The organism is Caballeronia sp. ATUFL_F1_KS4A (genome assembly GCF_023630905.1).
GTDB lineage: Bacteria > Pseudomonadota > Gammaproteobacteria > Burkholderiales > Burkholderiaceae > Caballeronia > Caballeronia zhejiangensis.
Genome location: NZ_JALQEB010000039.1, coordinates 73,752 through 98,386, shown reverse-complemented (window position 1 = coordinate 98,386; position 24,635 = coordinate 73,752). Strand labels below are relative to the sequence as shown.

Below are 24,635 nucleotides of genomic sequence, written 5' to 3'. Positions count from 1 at the left end.
TTTTGCGACGAGGCGCAAGCAAAACTCACCGCTCTTTCGAACCTTAGAGCACCCGCTGCTCACGACCGCACAGTCATACATGGAAACGCAGGAATGAACATGTCCTCGAATCGACGACTCGAACAAGCGCGACGCCTGTTGGCCCTCGCACAAACGGGACTGCACTATACGAACGGCGCATTCGACAAGGAACGCTACGAAGAAATAGCGACGATCGCGCATGAACAGCTTGCCGAGATCGCATCGATGAAAGCGGGCGAAGTGGCGGAGCTTTTCGCATTCGAGTCGGGTTATGCGAACCCGAAGCTCGACGTCAGATGCGCCGTGTTCAACGAGTCCGGCCACATCCTGCTCGTGCGCGAAGCAGCCGATGGATTGTGGTCGCTTCCCGGCGGCTGGGCGGATGTCGGCCTGTCGCCTGCGGAGAATGCCGCGAAGGAAGTGCGTGAGGAAAGCGGCTATACGGTCGACATCGTGCGGCTGCTGGCCGCGTGGGATACGGCGAAGCACCCGCATCCGCCGTCGGTCTTTCACATCTGGAAGCTCGTCTTTCTCGGCGAGATCGTGGGAACCGGCAATGTGATCGGCGTGGAAACCGATGCCGTCGAGTTCTTCAGTCTCGACGACCTTCCGCCGCTGTCGCTGGGCCGCATCATGCCCGCGCAGATCCGGCGTCTGGACGCGCTGCGACGCGGCGGCGAAGTCGACTTCGACTAAAGCGAATTCTGATGGGCTTCGACCAGATCGGCCATGCTGTTGAAGCGGAGGTCGATCTTCGGCTGAACGCCCGGGTCCATCGTCGCGCCGAAGCCGGGCTGCGAATGACGGCGATAAATCCAGCACGATGCAAGGCCAAAACCATTCGCAGGCTTGTGATCGTGGAAAAGGCTTTCGGCCGTATGCAGGATCTTGTCCTTGCGGATTCCGCGCTCGCCCAGCTTTTCCAGCATGTATTCGAAATTGCGCGGCGAAGGCTTATAAGATCCGATATCTTCCGCCGTAATGATTGCGTCGAACTCCACCTGTAGCCTTGCATTGCTATGGGCAAAGCTCTCATTGTCGACATTCGACAGAATCACGAGCTTGTAATGCTGCTTCAGATATCGAAGGGCATCGGCGGAATCGGGGAATGCGGGCCAGTCGCGAATCGAGCGGCCATAGACCATGCAATCTTCCTGAGTGAAAGAAACGCCCCACTCTTCCGCGAGCCGCTTGTACACGATAGCCGGTAACTCCTGATAGCGCTTGCCCGGCGTGTACTTCTGTTGCGACGACTCGTGACGCGCATGGGCCTCGAGCACCTGATCGCGAGTCAGCGCGGGCTGAACGCGATCCAGCAGCGGACGCAGCGCTTCGAAGATACCGGTTTCCCAGTCGATCAGCGTGCCGTAGCAGTCGAAGGTCAGCGTATCGAAGTCAGTCAGTTTCACAGTCGCTCCTGTCGGTCGATGAAGATGATTGGATCACGAAGTTTGGCGCTCCGTGATGTTACATAACCGTGCGATTTCGGGTATTGATCACATGAACTTGGTGTATCGTCGGTTCGCAGCAGTGATACGCCAGCTTATGATCCTATGAAACTTCAGGTTATCTTTTCAGATGCCAAACAACACACCCGAACCACAAGCCGTCTGTGATCCTATTTCCCGAAGCGCGATCTTCATCGTCGCCACCGTGGCGCGCGGCGAAGGCAAGGCCGATGTCGTGCGCTCATGGTGCGGCGACATCGCGGCGCTGGTCCGCGCGGTCGGCACGCGCGCGCCGACCGCGAATTTGTCCTGCGTATGCGGCTTCAGCGCCGATGCGTGGGACATGCTCTTCGGCGCGCCGCGCCCCGCGTCGCTGCATCCGTTTCGCGAGTTCGGCTCGGGCGAGCGCCGCGCGATCGCGACGCCCGGCGACATCCTCATGCATATCCGCGCGGATCACATGGACCTTTGTTTCGAGCTCGCCGCGCAGATGCTCAACAAGCTCGGCGATGCAGTGACGGTCGTCGATGAAGTGCATGGCTTTCGCTACTTCGATCTGCGCGACATGGTGGGCTTCGTCGATGGTACCGAGAACCCGACAGGAAAGAGCGCCGCGCATTACACGATCATCGATGAAGAAGATCCCGATTTCGCCGGCGGCAGTTATGTGATCGTGCAGAAGTATCTGCATAACCTGGATGCGTGGAATGGCCTCACCGTCGAGCAACAGGAACTGATCATCGGACGTGAAAAGTTATCCGATGTCGAACTGGACGATTCGATCAAGCCGTCGTGCTCGCATAGCTCGCTCACGACGATCGAAGAGAACGGCAAGGAAGTGAAGATCCTTCGGCATAACATGGCGTTCGGACGTCCGGGAGCGAAGGAGTTCGGCACGTATTTCATCGGCTATGCGCGCACGCCCGCGCCGATCGAACAGATGCTCGAGAACATGTTCGTCGGCAGGCCGCCGGGCAATTACGACCGCCTGCTCGATTACAGCCGCGCGGTGACGGGCGGCCTGTTCTTCGTGCCGTCCAACGATCTGCTCGACGAACTTCCCGACCGCAACCCGGATGCCGCGACTTCTTCCGCCAGCGATAACGCGCCTGAAGATAGCCGCGCAGGAACATTGAACATCGGCTCACTCAAAGGAACTTCACAAGATGAATAACTTGCATCGAGAGCTCGCGCCGATCTCCGGCGCCGCATGGTCGCAGATCGAAGCCGAAGTCGCGCGCACGTTCAAGCGCGCGCTCGCGGGCCGCCGCGTCGTCGACGTGAAGAGTCCCGGCGGCACGGCGCTATCGGGCATCGGTACGGGGCATCAGACGAACATCGCTTCACCGAAGCAAGGCGTCGCGGCGAAGTTATACGACGTGAAGCAACTCGTGCAACTCACCGTGCCGTTCACGTTGCAGCGCGAAGCGATCGACAGCGTCGAACGCGGCTCCAACGATGGCGACTGGCAACCCGCGAAGACCGCCGCGAACGAACTAGCGCTCGCGGAAGACAGCGCGATCTTCGACGGCTTCGCGGCCGCCGGCATCACCGGCATCCGCGAGGGCAGCTCCAATGCGCCGACGTATCTCCCCGCGGACGTCGCCGATTATCCCGCCGCGATCAGTCAGGCGCTCGAGAAGCTGCGCCTTGCCGGCGTAGACGGACCCTATTCCGTGCTGCTCGGCGCGGATGCTTATACCGCGCTCGCCGAAGCGAGCGATCAGGGCTATCCGGTCATTCAGCACATCAAGCGCATCGTGAGCGGCGATCTCGTGTGGGCGCCCGCGCTTCAGGGCGGCTGTGTGCTCTCGACGCGTGGCGGCGATTACGAGCTGCATCTCGGCCAGGACTTGTCGATCGGCTATACGAGTCATACCGACACGACCGTGCAGCTCTATCTGCGCGAAACGCTTACGTTCCTGATGCTGACGAGCGAAGCGTCCGTGTCCATCGCGGCGGGCGAATAACGTTTCGTCGCGATCGCTTCAGTTGTCGAATGTGCCCTGATACTCGGGCGCGGCATCGGAGCGCGTATTCATTTCGAACATCACGCCGCCCGGGGCGCGGCAGAAAAAGCGCGAGCCGCGCCCGTTGTTGAAGATGTCCGTCTCCATCTCCACGCCTTCCGACTTGAAGCGTTCGTAAAGATCGCGCACATCATCGAGGCTCGGCAATTCGAAGCCGACATGAAACGCGCGCGGCCATTCCAGTGCATCGTCGCGCGCGTGATCGATCACGACATCGAAACCGGGACGCTTGAGTATGTACGACTGGTCCCACGTTCCGGATATCGTGAAGCCGAGATACTGCTCGAAGAATCGAGCGGTCGCGGGTGTGTCGGCGGAAGGGAAACTGAGGTGATTGAGCTTCATGTTTTGGCTCGGTCTCTACTGGGTTGATAGAGACTTCAGAATATAAGCAAAAGCTCACATTCGACTACTCGCATTGCGAACAGCCGCCGAAAGCCCGCAGCGATGCGGCTTGCACCGTCGCGTCGCTTCCATTGCTCGCATTTACGCGCCGCCGCTTCTCGACAGATAGCCGAAAACAGCGGCCCGAACGCGGCGTTCGAGGTCGTCGAGATCGCGCTCGCCGCGTTCGCCCGCGGCATCGACCATGCCTTTGACGATGGCGAGCAGATCGGCCGCCGCCACTTCCGGATTCGGATAACGTGGTGCGGCACGACCGACGATCGTCTCGACCAGCGCGTCCATTTCCCCTTTCGCCACTTCGCCGCGCAATGCCGGCCGTCCTTCCGCGATATCGAGCAGACGCGCGAGCATCGGACGCTGTAGTTGCTGACGCACGGACGCGCCGATCAGATATTCGAGCGCCGCCTTGCCGCTACGTTTGGTGAGCGCGACCGATGCATCCTCATAGAAGCGCGCGCTTTCACGACGAATCAGCGCGACGATGAGCGCATCCTTGCCCGGAAAGTATTGATAGAGCGAACCGATGCTGACGCCCGCGCGACGCGCGACCGCGTTCGTGTTGAATCCTTCGAAGCCCTCGCTTTCGAGCACTTGCGCCGCTGCTTCGACGATGGATGCCACCGTGGCTTCGGAGCGCGATTGCGCGGGCGCTTTTCGCGGGCGATACGGTTTGTGCGATGGACGCTGGCTCATTCGTTTCCTCTCGTGGATTGCGGAGCCGATTGTACAAAGCCCGGTCAAGCATGTTTTCGGACGACCTGATAACCTCGTCCGAATTCATATGCAAAGGAGCTTGAAGCATGAGCGCATCGAACGAATATGTGCCGCCGGCCGTATGGACCTGGACCAAGGAAAGCGGCGGACAATTCGCCAATATCAATCGGCCGGTCTCCGGTCCGACACATGAAAAGGCATTGCCCGTCGGCCGTCATCCGTTACAGCTCTATTCGCTCGCCACGCCCAACGGCGTGAAAGTCACCGTGATGCTCGAAGAGTTGCTGGCGCTTGGTCATCGCGATGCGGAATACGATGCGTGGCTCATTCGCATCGGCGATGGCGATCAGTTCGGCAGCGGCTTCGTCGATATCAATCCGAATTCGAAGATTCCGGCGCTCGTGGATCGCAGCGGCGCAACGCCCGTGCGAGTTTTCGAATCCGGCGCGATCCTGCTTTATCTCGCGGAGAAGTTCGGCGCATTCGTGCCGACGGAACCGGCAAAGCGCGCCGAGTGCTTGTCGTGGCTTTTTTGGCAGATGGGAAGCGCGCCCTATCTGGGCGGTGGATTCGGGCACTTCTATGCTTATGCGCCGAGCAAGATGGAATATCCGATCGATCGCTTCGCCATGGAAGTGAAGCGTCAACTCGACGTGCTCGACAAGCGTCTCGCGCAGAGCACTTATATTGCCGGGGACGATTACACCATTGCGGATATCGCGATTTTTCCGTGGTACGGCGGCCTCGTGAACGGCTGGCTATACAACGCCGCCGAGTTCCTCTCCGTGCATGAATACAAGCATGTGCGCCGCTGGGCCGAATTGATCGGCGCACGTCTCGCCGTTAAACGCGGCCGCATGGTGAACCGTACTTTCGGCGAGCCGTCGAGCCAGTTGCATGAGCGCCATGACGGATCCGATTTCGATACGCGCACGCAGGACAAGATCGCCGCGGAGAAGTGACGACTGCGAGCCGCGTGACGATAAGCCTGATATTTGCTTTCAACACGCGGCATGCATAAAAACGCACGAGCGTCATCCATTTTTCAAAAAGCAGTTTCTTCATTGCACTGCGCAAATACCAGATTGACGCGGCCCCTGTGATGCTGTCACGATTCGTAGGCCATACGATCCGCTAACGGTTCTCTCGCCCGATTTCATGCGACGAATAGCGAATCAATCGCAAAGGATTCGTTACAGCGCCCTTACAACGTGATAGCCGGCACACGGGAGAACGTCCATGTTGAACGCTCGGGTTGGCGCCAGATCTGCGGATAACGTCCGGATCATCGCGGCTTTGCTCATGCTGGTCGCGGCGGGTTTTCTCGCGATTCGCATGGTCATCATCTATCACTACACGCTGAGTTATTCGGCCGATCATCCGAAGGCCTTCAGCGATTTCAATTTCTACTATTACGCCTTCAGCAGCGTGCTGAATTCGCCGCACGATCCGTCGCTCATCTATAACAACGAGCGGCTCGTCGCCTATCTGACGACGCTCGGCGCGAATCTCGACGATATCCTGATCTATTGTTATCCGCCGCAATTCGCGCTGATCTTTGCGCCATTCGCGCTATTGCCGTCGTTCACCGCGAAGCTCGCCTGGGTCGCGATGTCGGTCGTGCTGTCCATCATCGGCGCAGTGCTTCTCGCGAAGATGGCCTATCGCGGCGAAGACAGGCGCGTGACCGCGCTGCTCATCGGCGTGACCATGCTGAGCTTTCCGGTTCTGCATGACGCCTATCTCGCGCAATCGAACCAGCTTCTTTTCTTTCTTCTCGTGACGTCGTTCTTCTTGATCGAGCGCGGCAATCGCTGGCTCGCGGGAGTCTTTCTCGCGTTCGCCGTCGTCTTCAAGGTGACACCGCTCGCCATCGTCGGCTTGCTTCTCTTGCGACGCGAATGGCGCACGGTAATCTCGACGGGCGTCTGCGCCATCGCGATCACGCTCTTCACCGCGAGCAAGCTCGGCTTTCGCGTGATCTGGGAATATCTGACCGTCGAGATCGGGCGAGCGCAGACGTACATCCTCGGTGCGGGTGGCTTGCCCGGCAACAGTTCGGTGCGCGGCGCATTGCAGACCATATCCGAAAAGCTCGGCACGCCCGCATCCGAAGCGACGCTTCACGCGACATCGACGATCTTCGCCGCGATCATCTGCGTGTTCGCGTGTTACCTCGTCTTCTTCCGCAGCCGCGACAAACGCATGGACTACGCGCTCGCATGCATGACGATGCTGCTTGCCGCGCCGATCCTTGAGCCGATCCACATGGTCGTCGCGCTGATTCCGCTCGTGATTCTGCTCGGCACGGCAATCGAGGGCCGCGATCTGCAACTGTCCGCGATCTCGCCTCGCATCGAGATGCTGCTTCTCGCGATTGCCGTGCTCTTGCTGTTCTTCATGGAGCGATCCGCGATGTACACGATCTCGGCGCTGATCACCTACGCGCTCTGCATCGCGCGTTATTTCGGGCCTGCCACAGCGGTGCGGCGCAATCAGCACGCGGAATCGGGCGGCCTCGAGTCGCGGGCTTGACGGACGCCCAGCAGTGCCTTCGGTTCGAGGAACGCTTCGATGCCGAACGTGCCGTATTCGCGTCCGATGCCCGATTGCTTGAATCCGCCGAACGGCGCAGCAGGTTCATGCGCGAGCGTGTTGACGAGCACGCGCCCCGCGTCGATGCGCGACGCCACCGCGTTCGCGCGCGCGGCGTCCGATGAAGCGATGTACGCCTGCAAACCATAAGGCGTATCGTTGGCGATCGCGATGGCATCTTCGATATCGCCGTACGCGATGATCGACAGCACCGGCCCGAAGATTTCCTCTCGGGCAATGGTCATGTCGTTGGTCACGTCGCTGAAGAGCGTCGGACGCACGAACCAGCCCGCGCCGACGTGATCCGGACGCCCCTCGCCACCCGCGATCAGTCGCGCGCCCTCATCGATGCCAATACGGATATAACGCTGCACGCGCTCCCATTGCTTCCGGCTCACCATGGGGCCGATGCTCGTATGCGGATCGCGCGGATCGCCCGAGCGAATCTTCTCGATGGCGCTCACGATTTTCTCTTCGAACTCCGCGAGCCGTGCACGCGGCACCAGAATGCGCGTGCCCGCGATGCATGCCTGACCGCTGTTCATGAAGCCCGCATCGAGCGCGAGCGGCACGGCTTCGTCGAAGTTCGCATCGTCGAGCACGATCGTCGGCGACTTGCCGCCGAGTTCGAGCGTCACGCGCTTGAGCGTATCGGCGGCTGTACGCAGGATCGTCTTGCCGACGAGCGTCGATCCCGTGAACGACAGCTTCGCGACATCGGGATGCGCGCTGATCTCCGCGCCCACAATATCGCCTCGGCCCGTGACGATGTTGAACACGCCTGCCGGAAGTCCCGCCTCATGCAGCGCCTCGGTGACGACGCGCGTTTGCATCGCGCTCATTTCGCTCGGTTTGATGACCGCCGTGCAACCCGCCGCGAGCGCCGCCGCCAGCTTGCCGCAGATAAAGCCGGCGTCGCTATTCCACGGCGTGATCAGCCCGGCAACGCCGAGCGGTTGCATCACCACTTTTGCCGTACCCGCGTCACGCAGGAACGCATAGTCTTCGAGCACCTTCGCCGCTTCGAGCAGCACGTTGCTCGCATGTCGCGCCATCCAGCGGCCGCGCGAAACCGGTGCGCCGTATTCTTCGACGATGGCCTCGAAAAGCTCATCCTCTTTCGCGATGACGGCGGCGCGCATGCGCTTCAGCATGTCGATACGTTCGCGCTTGTCCGTCCGCGAGAATGCGGGAAATGCGCGCTTCGCCGCCGCAATTGCATTGCGCGCATCGTCCTTGTCTGCGAGGCGCACGCGGCCGATAACTTTTTCCGTCGCGGGATTGAAGAGTTCGAAAAGCTCGTTGCCGTGCGGTGTGACAAACGCGCCGCCGATATAAATCTGGTCGATGTCATGCATGATGAATTCGTTCGGTCGATGTATTGAGCAAAAGATAAGGCGTTTGCATTGATTCGACTAGACGTACAATCGGGCATGACCTATTGAACGATTTAGCATAATGAAAACATCGGGGCTCACCGAACTCGAAGCGGTTCTTTCCGTCGCGCGGCATCGCAGCTTTCGCGCGGCGGCGAATGAACTGAGCGTATCGACGTCCGCGCTGAGTCATGCGATCGCCGCGCTGGAGGCTCGCATCGGCGTGCGGCTCTTCAATCGCACGACCCGAAGCGTGTCGCTTTCCGAGGCCGGCGCGCAATTCGTGCAGAACATCGCGCCCGCGCTTTCGACGATTCGCGACGCGCTCGAACAGGCCGGCAGCTTTCGCGACACGCCATCGGGTACGTTGCGTATCAATACATCGGTGGGCGCGGCGCATCAGGCGATGCCGCTTTTCATCGCGTTCCTGAAGCGCTATCCGGACATGAAGCTCGATATCGTCACCGAAGGCCGGCTCATCGATATCGTCGTCGAAGGTTTCGATGCGGGCATTCGTCTGCTGGAAACCGTACCGCAAGACATGATCGCGGTGCCGTTCGGCGATCGCCAGCGCTTCGCCGTCGTCGGCAGTCCCGCGTACTTCGAACAGCACAAGCCGCCACGCGCGCCTGCCGACCTCGCGACGCATCGCTGCATTCGCAGCCGCATGCCGAGCGGGTCGATCTATCAATGGGAATTCGAGCGGCATGGCGAATCCATACGCATCGATGGCGACGGCGCGCTGACGCTCGACGAACCGGGCATGATGCTGACCGCCGCGCGCGCGGGGATCGGTCTCGCTTACCTGACCGAATGGAATGTCGCCGCGGATCTCGAAGCAGGCGCCCTCGTGCGCGTGCTCGAAGACTGGACGCCGCCGCTCGACGGACTATGCCTCTACTATCCCGGCCGTCGGCATGTGCCGGCGGGCTTGCGCGCATTGACGGACATGATCCGCGAATATGCCGACGCAAATCGAAAGCACCCGGCGCCGAAAAAGAAGCGTCGAAAGGTCAATTCAAAGACTTAACGCCGCCATCAGTTTTGTTTATCGCGGTTTTCGGTGTGAGGCGTTCGATTGTCGCTTGAAAGCGGCATTCCGACACTGTGCCTGCAAGGCTCGCCTCATTTCCGGACGCGACCTTGCATTTCACTTTCGGTATCGGATCAATGGTTAACCCTTTCTTTTCATGCCCTGTCATCGGCGTACGTTCGCACCGGCGGGCAATCGTCGCACTACGCGCGATGCTATCGCTCACCAATCCAACGACAACGATGAGGGTGTATGAGAGTGAGACATCAACTCAAGCCATTGAGCGCGGGCGTGTTGTTCTATGCGGCGGCGATCGCAACGCCGGCGTTAGCGCAAAGCAGCGTCACGCTGTACGGTATCGTCGACGATTCGATCGTCTATCAGAGCAGCCAGACCAATCTCGCAAAGACGAACCCGGGCCGCTCGAACGTCAAGACCGGATCGGGCATCTGGGCCGGTAGCCGCTTCGGTTTGAAGGGCGCCGAAGATCTCGGCGGCGGCAACAAGGCCATCTTCCAGTTGGAATCGGGCTTCGACATCAATAGCGGACAAGCACAGTTCACCAATGCGATGTTCGGCCGTCAGGCATGGGTCGGTCTCACGAATCCGGCGTACGGTACGTTGACGTTGGGTCGTCAATACACCTCGTACTACACGCTGCTCTCGCCGTATAGCCCGACGAACTGGCTGACCGGTTACTTCGGCGCGCATCCGGGCGATCTGGACGGCCTCGACACGATCTATCGCGCGAACAATTCGATCGTCTATACGTCGCCGAAGATGTATGGCTTCACCGTAAGCGGCTCGTACTCGCTTGCAGGCGTGCCTGACAGCGTGTATCAGGGGTCGACGTGGTCGGCTGCGCTGCAATACCAGCAAGGCCCGATCGGCGGCACGGTCGCGTTCTCGCGCATCAACAACGCGGCCAATGGCGGCGGCATCTACAGCAGCAGCTCGACGACGATCAACAGCACGGCAGCGACCGATGGTTCGGGCCAGCCGGGCGTGTCGGCGGTGACGGCCGGTTATCAACGCGCACAAGCGCAACAGCGCTTCGCGGTTGCAGGCGGTTATCAGTTCAACAGCGCGTGGGACATCTCGGTCACGTACACGAACGTTCAATACATCCCGGGCGTGAATTCGCAATTCACCGACGAAGCCGTGTTCAACACGGTCGGCTCGGTGTTGCACTGGAAGGCGACGTCAGCATGGGACTTCGCAGCGGGCTACAGCTATACATGGGCCAGCAAGGCGAACGGCATCAACGACGCGGCGTCGTACCACCAGTTCAATCTCTCGCAGTACTACTCGCTGTCGAAGCGCACGGGACTGTACGCACTGGAAGCGTTCCAGCGTGCGAACGGCAACACGCTGGCGGCGCCCTCGGGCACCGCTACGAACCGTCAGACGGCCGCCAACGCAACGATCGGCGACGGCTTCCAGAGCGCGCCGTCGGCATCGCGCAGCATGTTCGCGGCGGGCGTCGGCATCATCCATCGCTTCTGATCGAACGCGCGTAGCACCACGATCGTTTCATATCGTCCGCACGCTTCGGCGTGCTGGCGACGTTCGTCCGTACGCCATCAAAACGAAGTCTAGGAGATAACTATGAGAGCTCTGGATCCCAAGCGATTATTGGCGCTGATAACCGCCTGCCTCGTGACCGTCGTCGTCACGGCATGCGGAGGCAGTGGCAACAATAGCGGTAGCGGCAACGCCGCGCAAACACCCTTGGCCGTGGTGAAACCTACGGTCGATTGCTCGAAGCTGGCATCGGTCGATTTGAGCGATATCGGCGGCACCGGCAGCACGATCACATCGGCGACGGTCACGGCCGCGACCGTCAACGGCGCCACCGTCAACTTCTGCACGGTCAAAGGCACGCTCGCGCCTTCGAATACGTTCGAGGTCGCACTGCCCGTCGACTCGTGGACACAGCGCTTCGCCGAACTCGGCTGCGGCGGCTTGTGCGGCAATCTGAGCGATCCGACTCAGCAGAGCTCCTTCAGTTTCAGCTATACGTGCCCGCTCGTTCAACAAGGCGGCTTTGTCACGGCAGCGACCGACATGGGTCATTCGGGTCAGGATTCGACATGGTCGACCGATCCGCAAAAGCAGGCCGACTTTGCGTATCGCGGCCAGCACATCACGACGCTCGCCGCGAAGAAGTTGATCAAGGCTTACTACGGACAGGAGCAGAAATACGCTTACTTCGTCGGCTGTTCGGATGGCGGCCGTGAAGCGCTGATGGCCGCGCAACGTTATCCGTCGGATTACAACGGCATCGTCGCGGGCGCGCCGGCTGCGCATTTCCAGATTCAAAACTCGCTCTATCACGGCTGGAACGTCGAATCGAACAGCACGACGGGTACGAGCGCAGGCAAGGCCGTGCTCTATGCCGACAAGGCTCAACTGCTGCACAAGGCAGTCGTGGCTGCATGCGGCGGTCAAGCCAACGTACCCGATGGTCTCCTCGCCGATCCGCGTACCTGTCACTTCGATCCCGCATCGATTCAATGCGCGGCCAATGCATCGAGCACGAGCAACTGTCTGACGGCCGCCGAAGTCGCAACGGCCTCGAAGATCTACAGCGGCCCGACCGATACGAATACCGGCATGCCCATGCTGGGCGGCTCGCCGCAGTTCGGCTCGGAAGCGAACTGGATCGGCGTCGAAGTGCCGACGACGAACTCGACGGACGCAGCCGTGCCCGTCACCAGTCTCTTCAGCTACATGATCGTGACCGGGGCATATAACCTGATCTTCACGGGGTCGCCGTCGATGCCGAATGTCGACACCTTCGGCTATCACGATGCGAGCTTCTATTCGAGCTATCTGCAGGCGAACCATCCGCTCAACGATGCAACGAGCCCCGATCTGTCGGCGTTCAAGAACGCGGGCGGCAAGCTGATCCTGTGGCACGGCTGGGCGGATCAGCACATCTCCCCGCTTTTCACGATCCGCTATTACCAGGCCGTGAAGGACACGATGGGCGAAGCGAGCGCGAACGAGTTCTCGCGTTTGTATGTCGTGCCGGGCGTGGGTCACTGCGGCGGCGGCGAAGGCTTTCCGAACATCGATCTCGTATCGCAGATCACGGGCTGGGTCGAACAAGGCACATCGCCGAATGCGGTGATGACCTATCAGACCGATGCGACGACGAGCAAGGTGACGGCATCGCGTCCGGTGTATCCGTATCCGGCCGTGGCGAAGTTCAGCGGCAGCGGCGACTGGCACGACGGTGCGAACTGGAGCCAAGGTGCGCCGCTGTATAACGACGCTGCGCCGACATGGGCGGGCGCGAGCTTCTATACGTCGTATAGCCCGAAGACGCAGGGCGTGGCTGCACCGTAAGTTGCATCGAGCGCGCCGCTGTCGTTCCATCATTACCGGCGATGCAGCGGCGCGCACTTCCCCCTTGACTCACGCGGGCACAGAGTCAGTTCTGCTGCCACGAGAAGTTCCTGTGCCGTTCTCGCCGAAGCATGGCAATCCAAGCAAGGCAAGCGAAACGATTATCAGCACCCTTGCTGCAGTAGAAACGGCTACGCAGAAAACGATAAACGGCAGAAAAGACCAGTCGAAATGTTGCCGTACACAAGATGTTTTTTCTGCTATCGGGTTTACTTCTACGTCGGAACAAAGTAACCTTTCCCCGCTGACTTAATACCGGCAACGCACGCTCAGGGCGCGAACTGTATCGCGCCGCCGTCAGCAATTTTGACGTCATCGAAGTCGTATCGCTGCACATGTTACCGATGACCGACGCGAATTCACGTTCGCGGATCATCGTCATCGAACGCTGGCCATTCCGCATGCACATCGCTTTTGTGCTCGGCTTTGCTTCAGCGAATCTGCACTGGCTTGGCTTTTTCGGCGCACCGATACGCGTCGTCAATGGCGTTCATCCTGAGCCGGTCATTCGGATTACTAACAAGCTCTTTCAACTATTTCGGATGCGCGACCGATTCTGCGCATCGCCTCGTTGATCGCTCGACCCGGCGCTCAACGTGTGCCCTGATCGTTGCGAAAGCGCGCATCTCCGTTAGTCATACTAAACGCCATGAAGAACAGAATTGCCTCCTTCCTGCCCCGATCCATTGCGGCAACCCTCGCCGCAAGCATGGTGCTTGCCGCCTGCGGTGGCAGCGACAACCCCGCCGACACCGCCGCGGCCAGCACGAGCGCGGCATCGCTGAAGTCGACCGCGAAGGCCGCAAGCGGCAGTGGCTCGATCTTTTACGGCGCGAACGGCCACAACAGCAACGGCGGCGCATACGACGTCGTGGGCGCGAAGACGCAGTTGTCGCAATTGCAGGATCTCGGCGCAACGATCTATCGCAATGACGTGTACAGCCAGACATCGGCCAACATGGTTGCGAACATCGCGAAGACGATGGAAGAAGGCGGCGTCACCGTGTATCCGGTGATGCTCATGAACCTGAACTACAACAGCGAGAACGACGCCTACAAGGCGGGCTACACGCTCGGCCAGCAGACGGCCAACAGCTACCCCTACAAGTACTACGAGGTCGGCAACGAGCTCGAAGCGAAGGCGCTTATCGGCAATGTCGACGGCACCGTCTGGTATCAGTACAACAACTGGTCGTTCATGCTCGCGCGCGGCGTGATCCGCGGGATGATCGCAGGCGTGAAGTCCGTGGACAGCTCCGCGAAGATCGTCCTGGGCGGCACCTGGCTGCACACCGCTTTCTTCCAGATGCTCGCCGACGGTTCGCAACCGGACGGCACCTGGGGTCATCCGGCGGTGAGTTGGGATGTCACGTCGTGGCACTGGTATTCGAGTCAGGGCGACATGACGCACGCATGTGGCGGCACGGGATGTCATGACGTGCTCCAGTTTCTGCACGATATGGGCAAGCCGGTATGGATCAACGAGTTCGGCGTGCGCCCAGACTTCGGCTCGTACAGCCAGATCGCGACATACATGACAGGCAGTCTGATGATGGCGCAGTTCGCGAGCGTCGCGTCGAAGTACAACATCCAGTCGATTCAGGCCTTCGAACTCTACGACGACAGCGAAGGCGATTACGGTCTTATCCAGAGCGACGGACTCACGCAGAAAGCCGCCTACTGGGCATACAAGACCTTCGTGCAGAACCATCCGATGTGATCGGGCCAGCGGTAAGGAACCGAAAGGCGGGCGTGTTCAAGCATCGTCGCGACAGGCCGTTATTGCGGCTTTGCAGTAGCGCATAAAGACGAGGCCAGCGATGCAGATCAACAGTGCGACCACGGCCGCCTATACGAGCGCCGATACGCCTCTTCCCCGCCGCGCCGCGCCTGCCGATGACACGACCGACGTCGAGCAGGACACATCGGCCGACGATGCCGCCGTCCCTCAGCAAACCAACCCGCCGTCATCGGTGAAATCGTTCGCTTATGGCGCGCTCGGGCTGGAACGTCCCGAAGTGCAGGCGACCGATACGAATGGCTTCTACACCGCGGGCAAATGGGTTGCAGCGGCGGCGACCATCGGCGGAATCGTGTCCCTGTTCGTCTGATCGCTCGCGGATTAATACCTGGAAATAACTCGCCGGATTGGCGCCTTGCTCCGCATATCGGATGACGGCGCGTCGCGGGAAGATATCGATGCGTGATGTCGACAGACACACCGCCCTTCTTTCCATCGATACGACGCCAAGCCATGCAAGTTCAATTCGGCGGCCCGAGCATGTTCGGCACGCTCATCGCTCGCGCGCTCCTTGCCTTCGGGGCAAGCGCGCTTTCCGGCTGTACGTGGACGCTGATTACGGCCGCCGATGCCGCCGGCTCGCTCGTGCAGGCGGGCATGACGGTCGCGTCGAACTATTCGTCGCCGACATCGGTGACGGGCTCGCCTGCCTCGTTGCAATCCGTATGCATCGAACTGAACCAGAACGTCGCGACAGGCGACTTCGTGCCCTCGCTGCAGGTCGCGTTGCAGCGGCGCGGTGTGATTTCGACGGTCTATAACCCCGGCACGTCGCCGCCCGGTTGCGAGGCGATGTTCGTCTACGCCGCGACGACGAGCTGGAACAAGCGCGCGTTCGGCAGCGAGCCGGTGCCGTATCTGTCGGCGATCGATCTCACGATCGTGCGTCAAGGGCAGATTCTCGTGACGGCGCGCTACGACACCAATGGTCTGAACGTAGACCGTTTCGCGAGCGCGCGGCAGAAGCTCGATGCGCTGGTCGACCGTATGGTGGTCTCGCGCACACAGTGAAGGGCGCTTTCCTTACGGCATCTTTCCGATGCGATTTCACGCGTGAAACCGGTGCTAATCTGCCTGCGCAGTAGTTGTTGACCGATCCCTCTTGCGGCTCGCCATCGTTCTTCTGGCGAGTCGCCTTTTTTTTATCACATGCTCCCGGCGGTCCGCTCGCGCAGCGGATGCCAATAGCACACGCGCAGCCCCGTCTCTGTGTTCTGGAGCACGAAGCGAGCGCCACTGCGCCGCGCGGTTTCGGACACGATCGAAAGGCCGAGGCCGCTGCCCATCGTGCGCGTGCCGGGGATGCGATAGAACGGCTCGAGCACGCGAGTCAGTTCGTCGTCGGGGATGCCTGGTCCCGAGTCTTGCACCTCCAGCAGCAAGTCCTGTCCGCTCACAGTGACGGATACATCCACTCTGCCGCCTTCCGGCGTGTAGCGCACGGCATTGTCGACGAGATTGCGCAACACGACGGCCAGCGCGGGCGCGTCGGCGATCACGTCGACATCGTCGACGCGTTCGAGCCCGAGATCGACATGCTTGTCCTCCGCCATGTTCACCGACTGGATCACGATATCGGTTGCGAGTTCTCGCAGCGATACGACCGATGGCTTCATCGACGATCCATGCTGCGAACGCGCGAGCGCGAGCAACTGTTCGACGAGCCGCGCAGTGCGCCGTATCGCGGCGTGAAACGTGACGAGACGCTCGCGCGCGACGATGGCCGAGTCCGCGGCGCCGAGATGCTCCGCCTGCAACGACAGCGCGGCAAGCGGCGAACGCAGCTCGTGCGCGGCATCGGCGATGAAACGGCGCTGCTGGGCCATCGCATCCTTCAGGCGGCCGATGAGCCGGTTGATCGACGTGACGAACGGCAGCAGTTCTGCCGGGATGTCTTCCTCGGATAGCGTGTCGAGCGTTGCATCGTCCTGCGAGTCCACGACACTCGCGAGACGGCGCACCGGCAGGAGCATCCGCCGCACGAGAAAGAAGACCAGCGCGACGATCACGGGCGTCAGGGCGAGCATCGGAAAGAGGGTACGCATTGCGCCGTCGCTGGCGATTTCATCGCGGATCGTGGACAGCTCCGCGACCGCGATCCGGTCTCCGGAATGCAGCGTGCGGACATCGACACGCCAGCGCCTGCCATGCGTTTCGAGGTCATGCAGGCCGTCCTTGAGCGTCGCCGGAACGATGATCGGTGCCGATGCGTTCGCGGCTTCCCATTCAGGCTCCAGGCGCGAGATGACGAGCCGCACGTCCGAATCCTGACTGCCTTGCCACGCGACGGCGGTCGTATCCAGAACGAGCTTTTTCGCATCGATGAGCGCGCCGATCTCGCGCAGATGGCCGTCCTGAAGCTTATTCGCTTCGTGAGACGCGGCGGCAAACGAGGCGACGCCCGCCATCACGCTCAGTGCGGCGACGACGGAGGCAATCCACCAGGTGAGCCGCGAGGTCATCGAGCGGGGTGAGCGGGTCTGGTGTGTCTCCATTCGAGGCCTCGTCTATTTTTTCATGTATCGCAGGGTTCTATTTTTTCAGAATGGCGGGCGTGCTTGATTCGTGGCGGGAATGCTAGCACCGCCGCGAAGGAGATTTGATTTTGACAGGCGATACGGGAGCGTGCATATCGCCACGATGACGGCCCGTGCGGGAAAGCGAGGCAGAGAGCCTCGTTCGAAGGACTGGAGCGACGCCGGCGCGGCGAGAAACCGAGCGAGCTTATCTGAGCAACTGCTTCAATTGCGGAATCGGTAAGACATCGGAGCGCGCGGCGAATCGGAAGGCCGCGCTCGAATCCTCCACCACCCTACCCCACCAACTTCGCCCGCAACATCGCCACATCGGCGGCACTCACCGCCAACCCCTGCGCGAGATAGTTACTCAACGTCCCGAACCCGCTGTGCATCTCCTCGAACGCGGCTTCGATCGTCGCGCTTTGCGCCCGATAAAGCGGCGCGACCGCCTGCGCATTCATCCCGGCACGCGCCGCATGCGCTTTCACGCGCGCATCGATCTGCGTCTCTGCCGCCGTGTTCGTCAGCAGATAGTCCTGGATGATCACATCGAGCGGCACATCGGCGATGGCGAGCAGCAGCGCCGCCGCCCAGCCCGTCCGATCCTTGCCCGCCGTGCCGTGGACCACCTGCGCGCCTGAAACACGCGCAAGCCGAGTCAGCAGCGCGCCGAATTGCAAGCGCGCGGCCGGATCGGTCACGAGCTGACGCTGTCGCGCGTTCATCCACGCGGTCGCGGCGGCCGCATCGACGGGCGTCGCGCCGGCTGCGTCGATCGGCGCGATCTCGTGGGTCTCGCGCACCGCGTCCGTCGGCACGCGGTCCGGCGCAAGCGACGCCTCCGCCACCACGCGAAGATCGTGCACCGCGCGCAACGACAAGCGCGCAAGCAACGCCGCGTCCGCATCGCCGGGTGTCAGTGCGCCGGACCGATAGAACACGCCACGACGCAAGCGGCCGCCATCGACGGTCGGATAGCCGTCGCCCACGCCGGCCACATCGCGGAAATTCTCGACCGTGGAGAGCCTCGGCGTTTCCATCACGCTGCGCTCTTCGCTCGCGCCGCCGCACGCCGATAGCAATGCGCCCGCGCCGAAAGTGGTCGAAAGCAATGCGACGCGCGCGCCGCCGCGAATGAAAGCGCGGCGCGACAAAGGCGCCTCACGCGTGGACGAAGCAAGCATCATGTTTGATCAAAGGGAATGACGATACGCACGATCAGCCCGCCGCCCTCGGCATTGGCGATCTCGCAGCGGCCGCGCTGCTCGCGCGCCAGACGTTCGACGATGGTGAGCCCGAGGCCGCAATGCCCGTTGCCGCTGCGCGCGGGATCGAGCCGCACGAAGGGACGCAGCGCTTCGTCCAGGCGCTCGTCGGGAATGCCGGGTCCGTGATCGCGCACTTCGATCAGCCAGTCGCCATCCCGCAGCGCGGTGCGAATCTCGACGGGCGGCTCGCCATGTTCGAGCGCGTTGTCGACGAGATTGGTCATCAGCCGGTCGATGAAAGTGCGCGGCAAGTGAAACGCATCGCCCGCTTCGAGCGACAGCGCGAACAACGGCTCGTCGCCATCCTCGGGCGACGCGAACTGCTCGGCGATGAACGCATCGACGCCGGTCGTCGCGCCGTCCGACGACGAGCGTCCCGCGAATTCGAGAAACTGCTGCACGATGCGCGTCATCGAATCGATGTCGCGCAGAAAATTCGCGCGCTCGCGTTCGTCCTTCGCGAGCACGCTCGCCCGCAGCGACAGGCGCGTGAGCGGCGCCTTCAGATCGTGCGCGATGCCGGCCAGCATCACGGCGCGATCGTCGTCGGCGTCGGTGAGCTTTTTCATCATCTGATTGAACGCGCCGATGAGCTCGCGCAATTCGCGCGGCCCGTTTTCCTCGACGGGCACCGGCCGCTCGCCGCCGCCGAAGCGTCGCGCGGCCTGCGCGACGCGCGCGAGCGGCCGCTGCAACTGCCATGTCGCAATCAGCGAAAGCACGAGCGCGCCGGCGAGCAGCACGACGCCTTCGGTCATGAAGGGCGCGGGCGGCGGCAGATCGATCGGCGCGACGATCCACACATTGCTCGACGGATAGCGCACCCAGAGCCGCGATTTGTTATGGCCGTCGATATCGATCGCGATCTGCGTCCCGGGCGGCAAACGACTGGCGAGCTGCCGCGCGAGATGCCCGTGACGCGTCTTCGCGGGATCGCGCAGCGTCAGCGGCTCCGGCATGTTCCACACCGGCACGATATGCACGCGCGTCTCGCGCATCAGCCGTCCGCCGAGCGCGACATCGTTGTGCGCCGCTTCCAGCACGATCAGCAGCGCGCGCGCGTAACCATCCGCTTCCTTGTGCGGCCCTTGTACGTGGAGAATCGCGAACCATCCGACCTGCAGCGTGACCAGCACGCCGATCGACACGATCGCCATGCGGCCGAACAGCGAATCGATGAAACCGCGCAGCGTCCGCGCGGACTGCCAGAAACCCGAACGCATCGCGGCTACGCCTCGATCCAGCCGGATGCCGAATCGTCCGCATCGGGAACGAAGACATAGCCTTGCCCGCGCACGGTCTGCACATGACGCGGATGCGACGGATCGTCTTCGATCAGACGGCGCAGACGCCAGATCGGCACATCGAGGCCGCGATCGCGGAAAGGCAGATCGTCGCGATGCACGAGATCGTGGATCAGCACGCGCGACAGCACCTTGTACGGATTCTTGATGAAGACCTTCAGCAGCGCGAACTCGCTGTCGCGCAACGCGATGCGCTCGTCGCCGCGCAACAGCGAACGCGACACGAAATCGACTTCGAAGCGCCCGAAGCGTTCGCGCGGCGCGGGTTCGGGCCGGCTCGGCGCGGCCGTGCGCCGCCGCAGCACCGCTTCGATCCGCGCGAGCAATTCATGCGGATCGAACGGCTTGGCGAGATAGTCGTCCGCACCCGATTGCAGGCCGGCGATTTTTTGCGGAACGCTGTCGCAACCAGTCACGAAGATCACCGGAATGTCTTCGCCCGCCGCGCGCAGATCGCGCAGCGCGCGCAAGCCGTCCGTAACCGGCATCATGATGTCGAGCACGACGATGGACGGACGTTCGAGCTCCAGACGCCGACGCAAACCGGCGCCATCGTGCAGCACGGAAACGTCGATGCCTTGCTCTTGAAAGAAGCGGCGCAGCAGGTCGCGCACCGCGGGATCGTCGTCGACGATAAGAACCGATGTAGCCATCCCAAAATTCTATTCGTACACAAATGCCTTACAGCGCGTCTCGCGCGTCGCGCAACGTTACGGATTCTTACCGGACGCGTCTTTCGCGCGATGAAGCCTCGCAGCACGCGCGTTCCATTCCCGCGACAAGCCCCGCGCGTCGGTAAAGCGCCCTCGAAACGCGCGCCGAAACAGGCCGTAACGGAAAGAAATGGAAAGTTCGCAAGCGTCGCGGGGGCCTCGGCGTCGCGCTTAGAATTTGGGCATGACACCACATGTACTGATGGTCGACGACGACCCCGTCGTGCGCGATCACGTCCGCGATTATCTGGAGCAGCACGGCTTCGACGTCTCCGTTCTCGACGACGGGACGGAGTTGCGCCGTCGCGTGCAGGCCGAGCGCCCTTCGATGGTCGTGCTCGACGTGATGATGCCCGGCAAGGACGGCATCAGCGCGCTGCGCGAACTGCGCAATGCGCGCGACGATATCCCCGTGATTCTGCTGACGGCCCGCTCCGACGTGCTCGATCGCGTCATCGGGCTGGAGCTCGGCGCAGACGATTATCTCGGCAAGCCCTTCGATCCGCGCGAGCTTCTGGCGCGCATCCGCTCGATCCTGCGACGCCGCGAGCCCGTGTCGTCCGACACGGCGAGCGCGCCCGAAATTCGCCCGGCCTATCGTTTCGGCCCGTTCGAAATGGACTTCGGCGCGCGCGAGTTGCGCCGCGACGGCGAACGCATCGCGCTGCGCTCCGGCGAATTCGCGCTGCTCAAGACACTCGTGAAGAACGCGATGGTCGTGCTCACGCGCGCGCAGCTCAACGAAAAAATGCGCGGCAACGGCGCGCATCGCGATCGCAGTCTCGATGTTGCGATCTGGCGTCTGCGCCGTCTGCTCGAAATCGATCCGTCCGAACCGCGTTACGTGCAGACGGTGTGGGGCCAGGGCTATATCTTCGTGCCGCACGGCGATCCGACCGCGGCCGGGCGCATCGCGGCGCGCGCGACCCTGTAGCGCGCGCGGCTTCATCGTCAGAAAGTCAGCACGCTCATGAAGAGACGTTGCAGCCAGCCCATCGTCGTTGAATCCGCGAGCATGCCGACGCCCGCCTGCTCGATGCGCGCATTCGCCACCTTGTTCGACGCGACGTAATTGCCTGCCTCGATGTCCTTCGGATTGACGATGCCCGAGAAACGCAACCGGTCCTGATTGCCGCTCATCGCGATGATCTTGTCGCCCGCGACCACGAGATTGCCGCCCGGCAACGTGCCGATGACCGACACCGCGAGCGTGCCGCTCATCGCCGACAGATTGCTCGTGCTGCCATTGCCCTTGAACGACGTATCCGCCGAACCGACGTTGAAAAGACGCGCAAGCCGCGCCGCCGCGCTGCTGGACTTGTCGGCGGCCTCGGCGCTGATGCTGCTCGCGCGGCTCGCCTTGGCATCGGCGGAATTGCTGCCCTGATACGACTCCGCAAGACGGATCGTCAGCACGTCGCCGACCTTCTGCGCGCGCGAAGTCTCGTACAGCGACACCGACGATCCCGCCTGATAGATCGCGCCCAGCGTGTTGACGTTGACCGGTTGCGCGACGGCCGGCGCATAAGTGGGCATCTCGACGATCGAGTGCGAGCCCGACGACGAGCACGCCGCCAGTGCGAGTGCGAACGCCGAGCAGGGCAATGTCGCGAATTTCATGAACAATCCTCTCCTTTGATTCAGGGCGCGTCGTGCACCGCGGCAAGACGCCACCGGTCGGTCGTATCGCGCAGCCACGCTTCGTACGCCTTCAGCCGATAAATCACGCGCGCCGAGGCCGCCGCGCCGTTCGCTTCCAGCGTGATCGAGCTGGTCGCGTTCTCCCAGGTGCGCGTCTGATAACCGTTCGCGCGCTCGACGCGGCTTCGGCCGAACTTCGACGACAGACCTTCGGCGAAGTCGTCGGCGACGCGCGCATCGATCACGAACGACATGCGATACAGCCGCGGCGACGGATCGCCCGGCATCGCCAGGAAGCGCAATACGTGATCGCGGGCGAGCGTGCCATCGACAACGGCCGCCGATTCCCTCCAACCGCCTTGCGTGCGATGCGCCCACTTGCAGGCGATCGACAGGCTGTGCGTATCGCGCAGCACCATGCCGAGCGATGCCGCGTCGATATCCGTGTCGCATACGGCGACGCTGCCGGGCGGCGTCGCGCGCGCGGGCTCGTCGCGCCGGAATGCGTCGAGCGCGATGCCGAGCTGCAGGCCGCGGAAGTCGAAAGGCTTCTGCGCCGCGGCGAATGCCGGCATCGCCATGCAAACGAAAAACGCGCAACGAAGAATCGTTCGCTTCATATCAGTCGATGGCAGTAGCGCAGGCGTCGAAAGGCGTGGACGCGGCATGACCCACGACCGGCACGACCTTCAGCAACGCCGATGTCGCGCGGCACGGCAACGCGGCGAGCGCGCAGCCGTCGAGCACGAACGGGCACGCCGCAAGCGCCGCGCACGCAAGGGCAAGACGAAAAGACCTCCGCATGATTTACGCAGTCGTATCGACGTGATTGCCGAGATGCGCCGGATTGCTCGCGGGCGTCTTCGCCGCGGGCGTGCCGGTTTCGACGGTCGGCGTTTCGGTGCCGCGCTTGATCGGCAGCGTGTGCGACGTCGCTTGCGTCGTATGTTGAGTGGCAGGGCTGGTGACGTTCATGCTGCTCCTTTTCGGATAAGGGACGTTGCGGATTGCAACGGGAGCAATCTTCGTCGAGCGCGCGAAGCCACGATCACACAAGCAAAACGTCGTTTCCCCGAGTGCTTACGAGCCATTAGCAGCGATTACGCAGGCGTTACCAGTTCTTTCCTCGCGTGCGAATCTGCATGTTGCGGCGCAGCGCGCGGTGCGAGATGGTATGACTGTTTCGGTAGTAAAAGCGGGTTAACGTGAATTAAAACTGGCCAAATACCTTCATATAGTCAATCTATCTCGGCGCCGTTGCCTCGCTCGTCGCAAAACCCAAATACCGGAATGGCATCGGGATGAATAGAACAACGAATTAACAGGTTATTCCATAATCATTCGAACAAGCACGGATACATAGCCAACGGATGGAGGAACCACTGACATGAAACGCCGCACCGTGTTAGTTGCGATGGCCGCCGCGCCACTCGGCGCAACGCTCCCGCTTTCCGCGTTCGCGCAGAAGCCCATCGTCCTCGGGTTCGCGCAGGTGGGCGCCGAAAGCGAATGGCGCACCGCCAACACCGAGTCGATCAAGTCGAGCGCGAAGGAAGCCGGCATCGACCTGAAGTTCTCCGACGCGCAGCAGAAGCAGGAGAATCAGATCAAGGCAATCCGCTCGTACATCGCGCAAAAGGTCGATGTGATCGCGTTCTCGCCCGTCGTGGAGACTGGCTGGGAGACCGTGCTCGTCGAAGCAAAGAACGCGAAGATTCCCGTCGTGCTAACGGACCGCGCGATCAGCAGCAAGGACGACTCGCTCTATGTCACGTTCATCGGCTCGGACTTCACCGAGGAAGGCCGCAAGGCGGGCCGCTGGCTCGTCGAGAAGGAGAAAGGCAATCCGGGGCCGATCAACATCGTCGAATTGCAGGGAACGGTGGGCTCCGCGCCCGCGATCGATCGCAAGAAGGGCTTCGAGGAAATCATCAAATCCGATCCGAAGTTCAAGATCATTCGCTCGCAGACCGGCGACTTCACGCGCGCGAAGGGCAAGGAAGTGATGGAGGCATTTCTCAAGGCCGAAGGCAAGAAGATCAACGTGCTTTACGCACACAACGACGACATGGCGATCGGCGCGATTCAGGCGATCGAGGAAGCGGGCATGAAGCCGGGCAAGGACATCATCATCATTTCCGTCGATGGCGTGAAGGGCGCGTTCGAAGCGATGATGGCGGGCAAGCTCAACGTATCCGTGGAATGCAGCCCGCTGCTCGGGCCGCAGCTGATGTCCGTGGTGAAGGACATCAAGGCGGGCAAGTCGGTGCCCAAGCGGATCGTTACGCAGGAAAGCATCTTCCCGATGGAGGTCGCGGCGAAGGAATTCCCCAACCGCAAATACTGACCGCCG

General features: G+C 61.8%; 26 protein-coding genes. 14 read left to right on the top strand and 12 right to left on the bottom strand.

Going from position 1 to position 24,635, the window contains the following annotated elements; genetic code table 11:
• The first annotated feature begins 99 nt into the window (after nucleotides 1-99).
• The gene (locus NCS03_RS25985) at nucleotides 100-717 is read left to right on the top strand and encodes an NUDIX hydrolase (protein WP_239295317.1); all 618 of its coding nucleotides are present in this window, start codon (nucleotides 100-102) and stop codon (nucleotides 715-717) included.
• On the opposite strand, the gene NCS03_RS25980 is transcribed toward NCS03_RS25985, so the two are convergent.
• A complete protein-coding gene (locus tag NCS03_RS25980; protein WP_250530087.1) occupies nucleotides 714-1,430 on the bottom strand; it encodes a haloacid dehalogenase type II in 717 nt (238 codons plus the stop codon). The genes NCS03_RS25985 and NCS03_RS25980 overlap by 4 nt on opposite strands.
• Nucleotides 1,431-1,599: 169 nt before the next feature.
• On the opposite strand from NCS03_RS25980, the gene NCS03_RS25975 reads away from it, so the two are divergent.
• Both NCS03_RS25975 and NCS03_RS25970 read left to right on the top strand, forming a co-directional pair.
• Nucleotides 1,600-2,643 (top strand): Dyp-type peroxidase, encoded by a 1,044-nt coding sequence (locus tag NCS03_RS25975; RefSeq protein ID WP_033536009.1) that lies wholly within the window; start codon nucleotides 1,600-1,602, stop codon nucleotides 2,641-2,643.
• Nucleotides 2,636-3,439: a family 1 encapsulin nanocompartment shell protein gene (locus NCS03_RS25970; RefSeq protein WP_008346410.1), complete on the top strand. Its 804-nt coding sequence runs from the start codon at nucleotides 2,636-2,638 to the stop codon at nucleotides 3,437-3,439. Before NCS03_RS25975 ends, NCS03_RS25970 begins: the two co-directional genes overlap by 8 nt.
• A gap of 18 nt (nucleotides 3,440-3,457) precedes the next feature.
• Here NCS03_RS25970 and NCS03_RS25965 read toward each other — a convergent pair whose 3' ends face one another.
• Both NCS03_RS25965 and NCS03_RS25960 read right to left on the bottom strand, forming a co-directional pair.
• Nucleotides 3,458-3,844: a VOC family protein gene (locus tag NCS03_RS25965; RefSeq protein ID WP_250530086.1), complete on the bottom strand. Its 387-nt coding sequence runs from the start codon at nucleotides 3,842-3,844 to the stop codon at nucleotides 3,458-3,460.
• 141 nt (nucleotides 3,845-3,985) lie between these two features.
• A complete protein-coding gene (locus NCS03_RS25960) occupies nucleotides 3,986-4,597 on the bottom strand; it encodes a TetR/AcrR family transcriptional regulator (protein WP_250458830.1) in 612 nt (203 codons plus the stop codon).
• Between the two features lie 107 nt (nucleotides 4,598-4,704).
• Here NCS03_RS25960 and yghU point away from each other — a divergent pair, with 107 nt between their 5' ends.
• On the top strand, nucleotides 4,705-5,580 hold the full coding sequence (yghU, locus tag NCS03_RS25955) for a glutathione-dependent disulfide-bond oxidoreductase (RefSeq protein ID WP_175980215.1): 876 nt from the start codon (nucleotides 4,705-4,707) through the stop codon (nucleotides 5,578-5,580).
• 277 nt (nucleotides 5,581-5,857) lie between these two features.
• The gene (locus tag NCS03_RS25950; protein ID WP_250530085.1) at nucleotides 5,858-7,153 is read left to right on the top strand and encodes a glycosyltransferase family 87 protein; all 1,296 of its coding nucleotides are present in this window, start codon (nucleotides 5,858-5,860) and stop codon (nucleotides 7,151-7,153) included.
• Here the strand turns inward: NCS03_RS25950 and NCS03_RS25945 are convergent.
• Nucleotides 7,114-8,571 carry an aldehyde dehydrogenase family protein gene (locus tag NCS03_RS25945; RefSeq protein ID WP_250530084.1) on the bottom strand — a complete coding sequence of 486 codons (1,458 nt, stop codon included), beginning with the start codon at nucleotides 8,569-8,571 and terminating at the stop codon, nucleotides 7,114-7,116. The two genes, NCS03_RS25950 and NCS03_RS25945, sit on opposite strands and share 40 nt — an antisense overlap.
• Nucleotides 8,572-8,671: 100 nt before the next feature.
• Here NCS03_RS25945 and NCS03_RS25940 point away from each other — a divergent pair, with 100 nt between their 5' ends.
• The 7 genes from NCS03_RS25940 (at nucleotide 8,672) to NCS03_RS25910 (ending at nucleotide 15,848) form a co-directional block, all read left to right on the top strand.
• The gene (locus tag NCS03_RS25940; RefSeq protein ID WP_250530083.1) at nucleotides 8,672-9,619 is read left to right on the top strand and encodes a LysR family transcriptional regulator; all 948 of its coding nucleotides are present in this window, start codon (nucleotides 8,672-8,674) and stop codon (nucleotides 9,617-9,619) included.
• 255 nt (nucleotides 9,620-9,874) lie between these two features.
• Nucleotides 9,875-11,128, top strand: a complete 1,254-nt coding sequence (locus NCS03_RS25935) for a porin (RefSeq protein WP_175980217.1) — start codon at nucleotides 9,875-9,877, stop codon at nucleotides 11,126-11,128.
• Nucleotides 11,129-11,230: 102 nt separating this feature from the next.
• Complete coding sequence (locus NCS03_RS25930) at nucleotides 11,231-12,976, top strand: tannase/feruloyl esterase family alpha/beta hydrolase (protein ID WP_250530082.1); 1,746 nt, start codon at nucleotides 11,231-11,233, stop codon at nucleotides 12,974-12,976.
• 404 nt (nucleotides 12,977-13,380) lie between these two features.
• Nucleotides 13,381-13,611, top strand: a complete 231-nt coding sequence (locus tag NCS03_RS25925) for a hypothetical protein (RefSeq protein WP_175980218.1) — start codon at nucleotides 13,381-13,383, stop codon at nucleotides 13,609-13,611.
• A gap of 134 nt (nucleotides 13,612-13,745) precedes the next feature.
• Nucleotides 13,746-14,756 carry a hypothetical protein gene (locus NCS03_RS25920; protein ID WP_008346388.1) on the top strand — a complete coding sequence of 337 codons (1,011 nt, stop codon included), beginning with the start codon at nucleotides 13,746-13,748 and terminating at the stop codon, nucleotides 14,754-14,756.
• A 100-nt stretch (nucleotides 14,757-14,856) separates the two neighbouring features.
• Complete coding sequence (locus NCS03_RS25915) at nucleotides 14,857-15,147, top strand: hypothetical protein (RefSeq protein WP_175980219.1); 291 nt, start codon at nucleotides 14,857-14,859, stop codon at nucleotides 15,145-15,147.
• Nucleotides 15,148-15,290: 143 nt separating this feature from the next.
• Entirely contained in the window at nucleotides 15,291-15,848 is a 558-nt protein-coding gene (locus NCS03_RS25910) for a hypothetical protein (RefSeq protein ID WP_008346383.1), read from the top strand.
• Between the two features lie 134 nt (nucleotides 15,849-15,982).
• Here NCS03_RS25910 and NCS03_RS25905 read toward each other — a convergent pair whose 3' ends face one another.
• From NCS03_RS25905 to NCS03_RS25890, 4 genes are all read right to left on the bottom strand, one after another.
• The gene (locus tag NCS03_RS25905) at nucleotides 15,983-17,332 is read right to left on the bottom strand and encodes an ATP-binding protein (RefSeq protein ID WP_175980220.1); all 1,350 of its coding nucleotides are present in this window, start codon (nucleotides 17,330-17,332) and stop codon (nucleotides 15,983-15,985) included.
• 317 nt (nucleotides 17,333-17,649) lie between these two features.
• Entirely contained in the window at nucleotides 17,650-18,543 is an 894-nt protein-coding gene (locus NCS03_RS25900; protein ID WP_250441373.1) for a tyrosine-protein phosphatase, read from the bottom strand.
• On the bottom strand, nucleotides 18,540-19,847 hold the full coding sequence (locus tag NCS03_RS25895; RefSeq protein ID WP_175980222.1) for an ATP-binding protein: 1,308 nt from the start codon (nucleotides 19,845-19,847) through the stop codon (nucleotides 18,540-18,542). Before NCS03_RS25895 ends, NCS03_RS25900 begins: the two co-directional genes overlap by 4 nt.
• Before the next feature lie 5 nt (nucleotides 19,848-19,852).
• Nucleotides 19,853-20,581: a response regulator gene (locus tag NCS03_RS25890; protein ID WP_008346377.1), complete on the bottom strand. Its 729-nt coding sequence runs from the start codon at nucleotides 20,579-20,581 to the stop codon at nucleotides 19,853-19,855.
• A gap of 244 nt (nucleotides 20,582-20,825) precedes the next feature.
• On the opposite strand from NCS03_RS25890, the gene NCS03_RS25885 reads away from it, so the two are divergent.
• Nucleotides 20,826-21,575, top strand: coding sequence for a response regulator (locus tag NCS03_RS25885; RefSeq protein WP_033536014.1), 750 nt, complete (start codon nucleotides 20,826-20,828; stop codon nucleotides 21,573-21,575).
• A 17-nt stretch (nucleotides 21,576-21,592) separates the two neighbouring features.
• Here the strand turns inward: NCS03_RS25885 and NCS03_RS25880 are convergent, their stop codons facing one another.
• Genes NCS03_RS25880 through NCS03_RS25865 form a run of 4 tightly spaced genes read right to left on the bottom strand, consistent with a single transcriptional unit; the run spans nucleotide 21,593 to nucleotide 23,257 of the window.
• Entirely contained in the window at nucleotides 21,593-22,261 is a 669-nt protein-coding gene (locus NCS03_RS25880; RefSeq protein WP_008346373.1) for a flagellar basal body L-ring protein FlgH, read from the bottom strand.
• 20 nt (nucleotides 22,262-22,281) lie between these two features.
• Complete coding sequence (locus NCS03_RS25875) at nucleotides 22,282-22,857, bottom strand: hypothetical protein (protein WP_235366186.1); 576 nt, start codon at nucleotides 22,855-22,857, stop codon at nucleotides 22,282-22,284.
• Between the two features lie 46 nt (nucleotides 22,858-22,903).
• Nucleotides 22,904-23,086 (bottom strand): DUF6726 family protein, encoded by a 183-nt coding sequence (locus NCS03_RS25870; RefSeq protein ID WP_033536015.1) that lies wholly within the window; start codon nucleotides 23,084-23,086, stop codon nucleotides 22,904-22,906.
• 3 nt (nucleotides 23,087-23,089) lie between these two features.
• On the bottom strand, nucleotides 23,090-23,257 hold the full coding sequence (locus NCS03_RS25865; RefSeq protein ID WP_160172871.1) for a hypothetical protein: 168 nt from the start codon (nucleotides 23,255-23,257) through the stop codon (nucleotides 23,090-23,092).
• A 412-nt stretch (nucleotides 23,258-23,669) separates the two neighbouring features.
• Between NCS03_RS25865 and NCS03_RS25860 the strand changes: the two genes are divergently transcribed.
• Nucleotides 23,670-24,629, top strand: coding sequence for an ABC transporter substrate-binding protein (locus NCS03_RS25860; RefSeq protein ID WP_175980223.1), 960 nt, complete (start codon nucleotides 23,670-23,672; stop codon nucleotides 24,627-24,629).
• Nucleotides 24,630-24,635: the final 6 nt, after the last annotated feature.

Coding starts and splice junctions, on each gene's coding strand:
- NCS03_RS25895 (WP_175980222.1), bottom strand. CDS start 19,847: ATGCGTTCGGGTTTCTGGCAGTCCGCGCGGACGCTGCGCGGTTTCATC.
- NCS03_RS25940 (WP_250530083.1), top strand. CDS start 8,672: ATGAAAACATCGGGGCTCACCGAACTCGAAGCGGTTCTTTCCGTCGCG.
- NCS03_RS25985 (WP_239295317.1), top strand. CDS start 100: ATGTCCTCGAATCGACGACTCGAACAAGCGCGACGCCTGTTGGCCCTC.
- NCS03_RS25965 (WP_250530086.1), bottom strand. CDS start 3,844: ATGAAGCTCAATCACCTCAGTTTCCCTTCCGCCGACACACCCGCGACC.
- NCS03_RS25930 (WP_250530082.1), top strand. CDS start 11,231: ATGAGAGCTCTGGATCCCAAGCGATTATTGGCGCTGATAACCGCCTGC.
- NCS03_RS25870 (WP_033536015.1), bottom strand. CDS start 23,086: ATGCGGAGGTCTTTTCGTCTTGCCCTTGCGTGCGCGGCGCTTGCGGCG.
- NCS03_RS25905 (WP_175980220.1), bottom strand. CDS start 17,332: ATGGAGACACACCAGACCCGCTCACCCCGCTCGATGACCTCGCGGCTC.
- NCS03_RS25960 (WP_250458830.1), bottom strand. CDS start 4,597: ATGAGCCAGCGTCCATCGCACAAACCGTATCGCCCGCGAAAAGCGCCC.
- NCS03_RS25945 (WP_250530084.1), bottom strand. CDS start 8,571: ATGCATGACATCGACCAGATTTATATCGGCGGCGCGTTTGTCACACCG.
- NCS03_RS25910 (WP_008346383.1), top strand. CDS start 15,291: ATGCAAGTTCAATTCGGCGGCCCGAGCATGTTCGGCACGCTCATCGCT.
- NCS03_RS25885 (WP_033536014.1), top strand. CDS start 20,826: ATGACACCACATGTACTGATGGTCGACGACGACCCCGTCGTGCGCGAT.
- NCS03_RS25920 (WP_008346388.1), top strand. CDS start 13,746: ATGGTGCTTGCCGCCTGCGGTGGCAGCGACAACCCCGCCGACACCGCC.
- NCS03_RS25935 (WP_175980217.1), top strand. CDS start 9,875: ATGAGAGTGAGACATCAACTCAAGCCATTGAGCGCGGGCGTGTTGTTC.
- NCS03_RS25915 (WP_175980219.1), top strand. CDS start 14,857: ATGCAGATCAACAGTGCGACCACGGCCGCCTATACGAGCGCCGATACG.
- NCS03_RS25880 (WP_008346373.1), bottom strand. CDS start 22,261: ATGAAATTCGCGACATTGCCCTGCTCGGCGTTCGCACTCGCACTGGCG.
- NCS03_RS25890 (WP_008346377.1), bottom strand. CDS start 20,581: ATGGCTACATCGGTTCTTATCGTCGACGACGATCCCGCGGTGCGCGAC.
- NCS03_RS25925 (WP_175980218.1), top strand. CDS start 13,381: ATGACCGACGCGAATTCACGTTCGCGGATCATCGTCATCGAACGCTGG.
- NCS03_RS25900 (WP_250441373.1), bottom strand. CDS start 18,543: ATGATGCTTGCTTCGTCCACGCGTGAGGCGCCTTTGTCGCGCCGCGCT.
- NCS03_RS25865 (WP_160172871.1), bottom strand. CDS start 23,257: ATGAACGTCACCAGCCCTGCCACTCAACATACGACGCAAGCGACGTCG.
- NCS03_RS25975 (WP_033536009.1), top strand. CDS start 1,600: ATGCCAAACAACACACCCGAACCACAAGCCGTCTGTGATCCTATTTCC.
- yghU (WP_175980215.1), top strand. CDS start 4,705: ATGAGCGCATCGAACGAATATGTGCCGCCGGCCGTATGGACCTGGACC.
- NCS03_RS25875 (WP_235366186.1), bottom strand. CDS start 22,857: ATGCCGGCATTCGCCGCGGCGCAGAAGCCTTTCGACTTCCGCGGCCTG.
- NCS03_RS25970 (WP_008346410.1), top strand. CDS start 2,636: ATGAATAACTTGCATCGAGAGCTCGCGCCGATCTCCGGCGCCGCATGG.
- NCS03_RS25860 (WP_175980223.1), top strand. CDS start 23,670: ATGAAACGCCGCACCGTGTTAGTTGCGATGGCCGCCGCGCCACTCGGC.
- NCS03_RS25950 (WP_250530085.1), top strand. CDS start 5,858: ATGTTGAACGCTCGGGTTGGCGCCAGATCTGCGGATAACGTCCGGATC.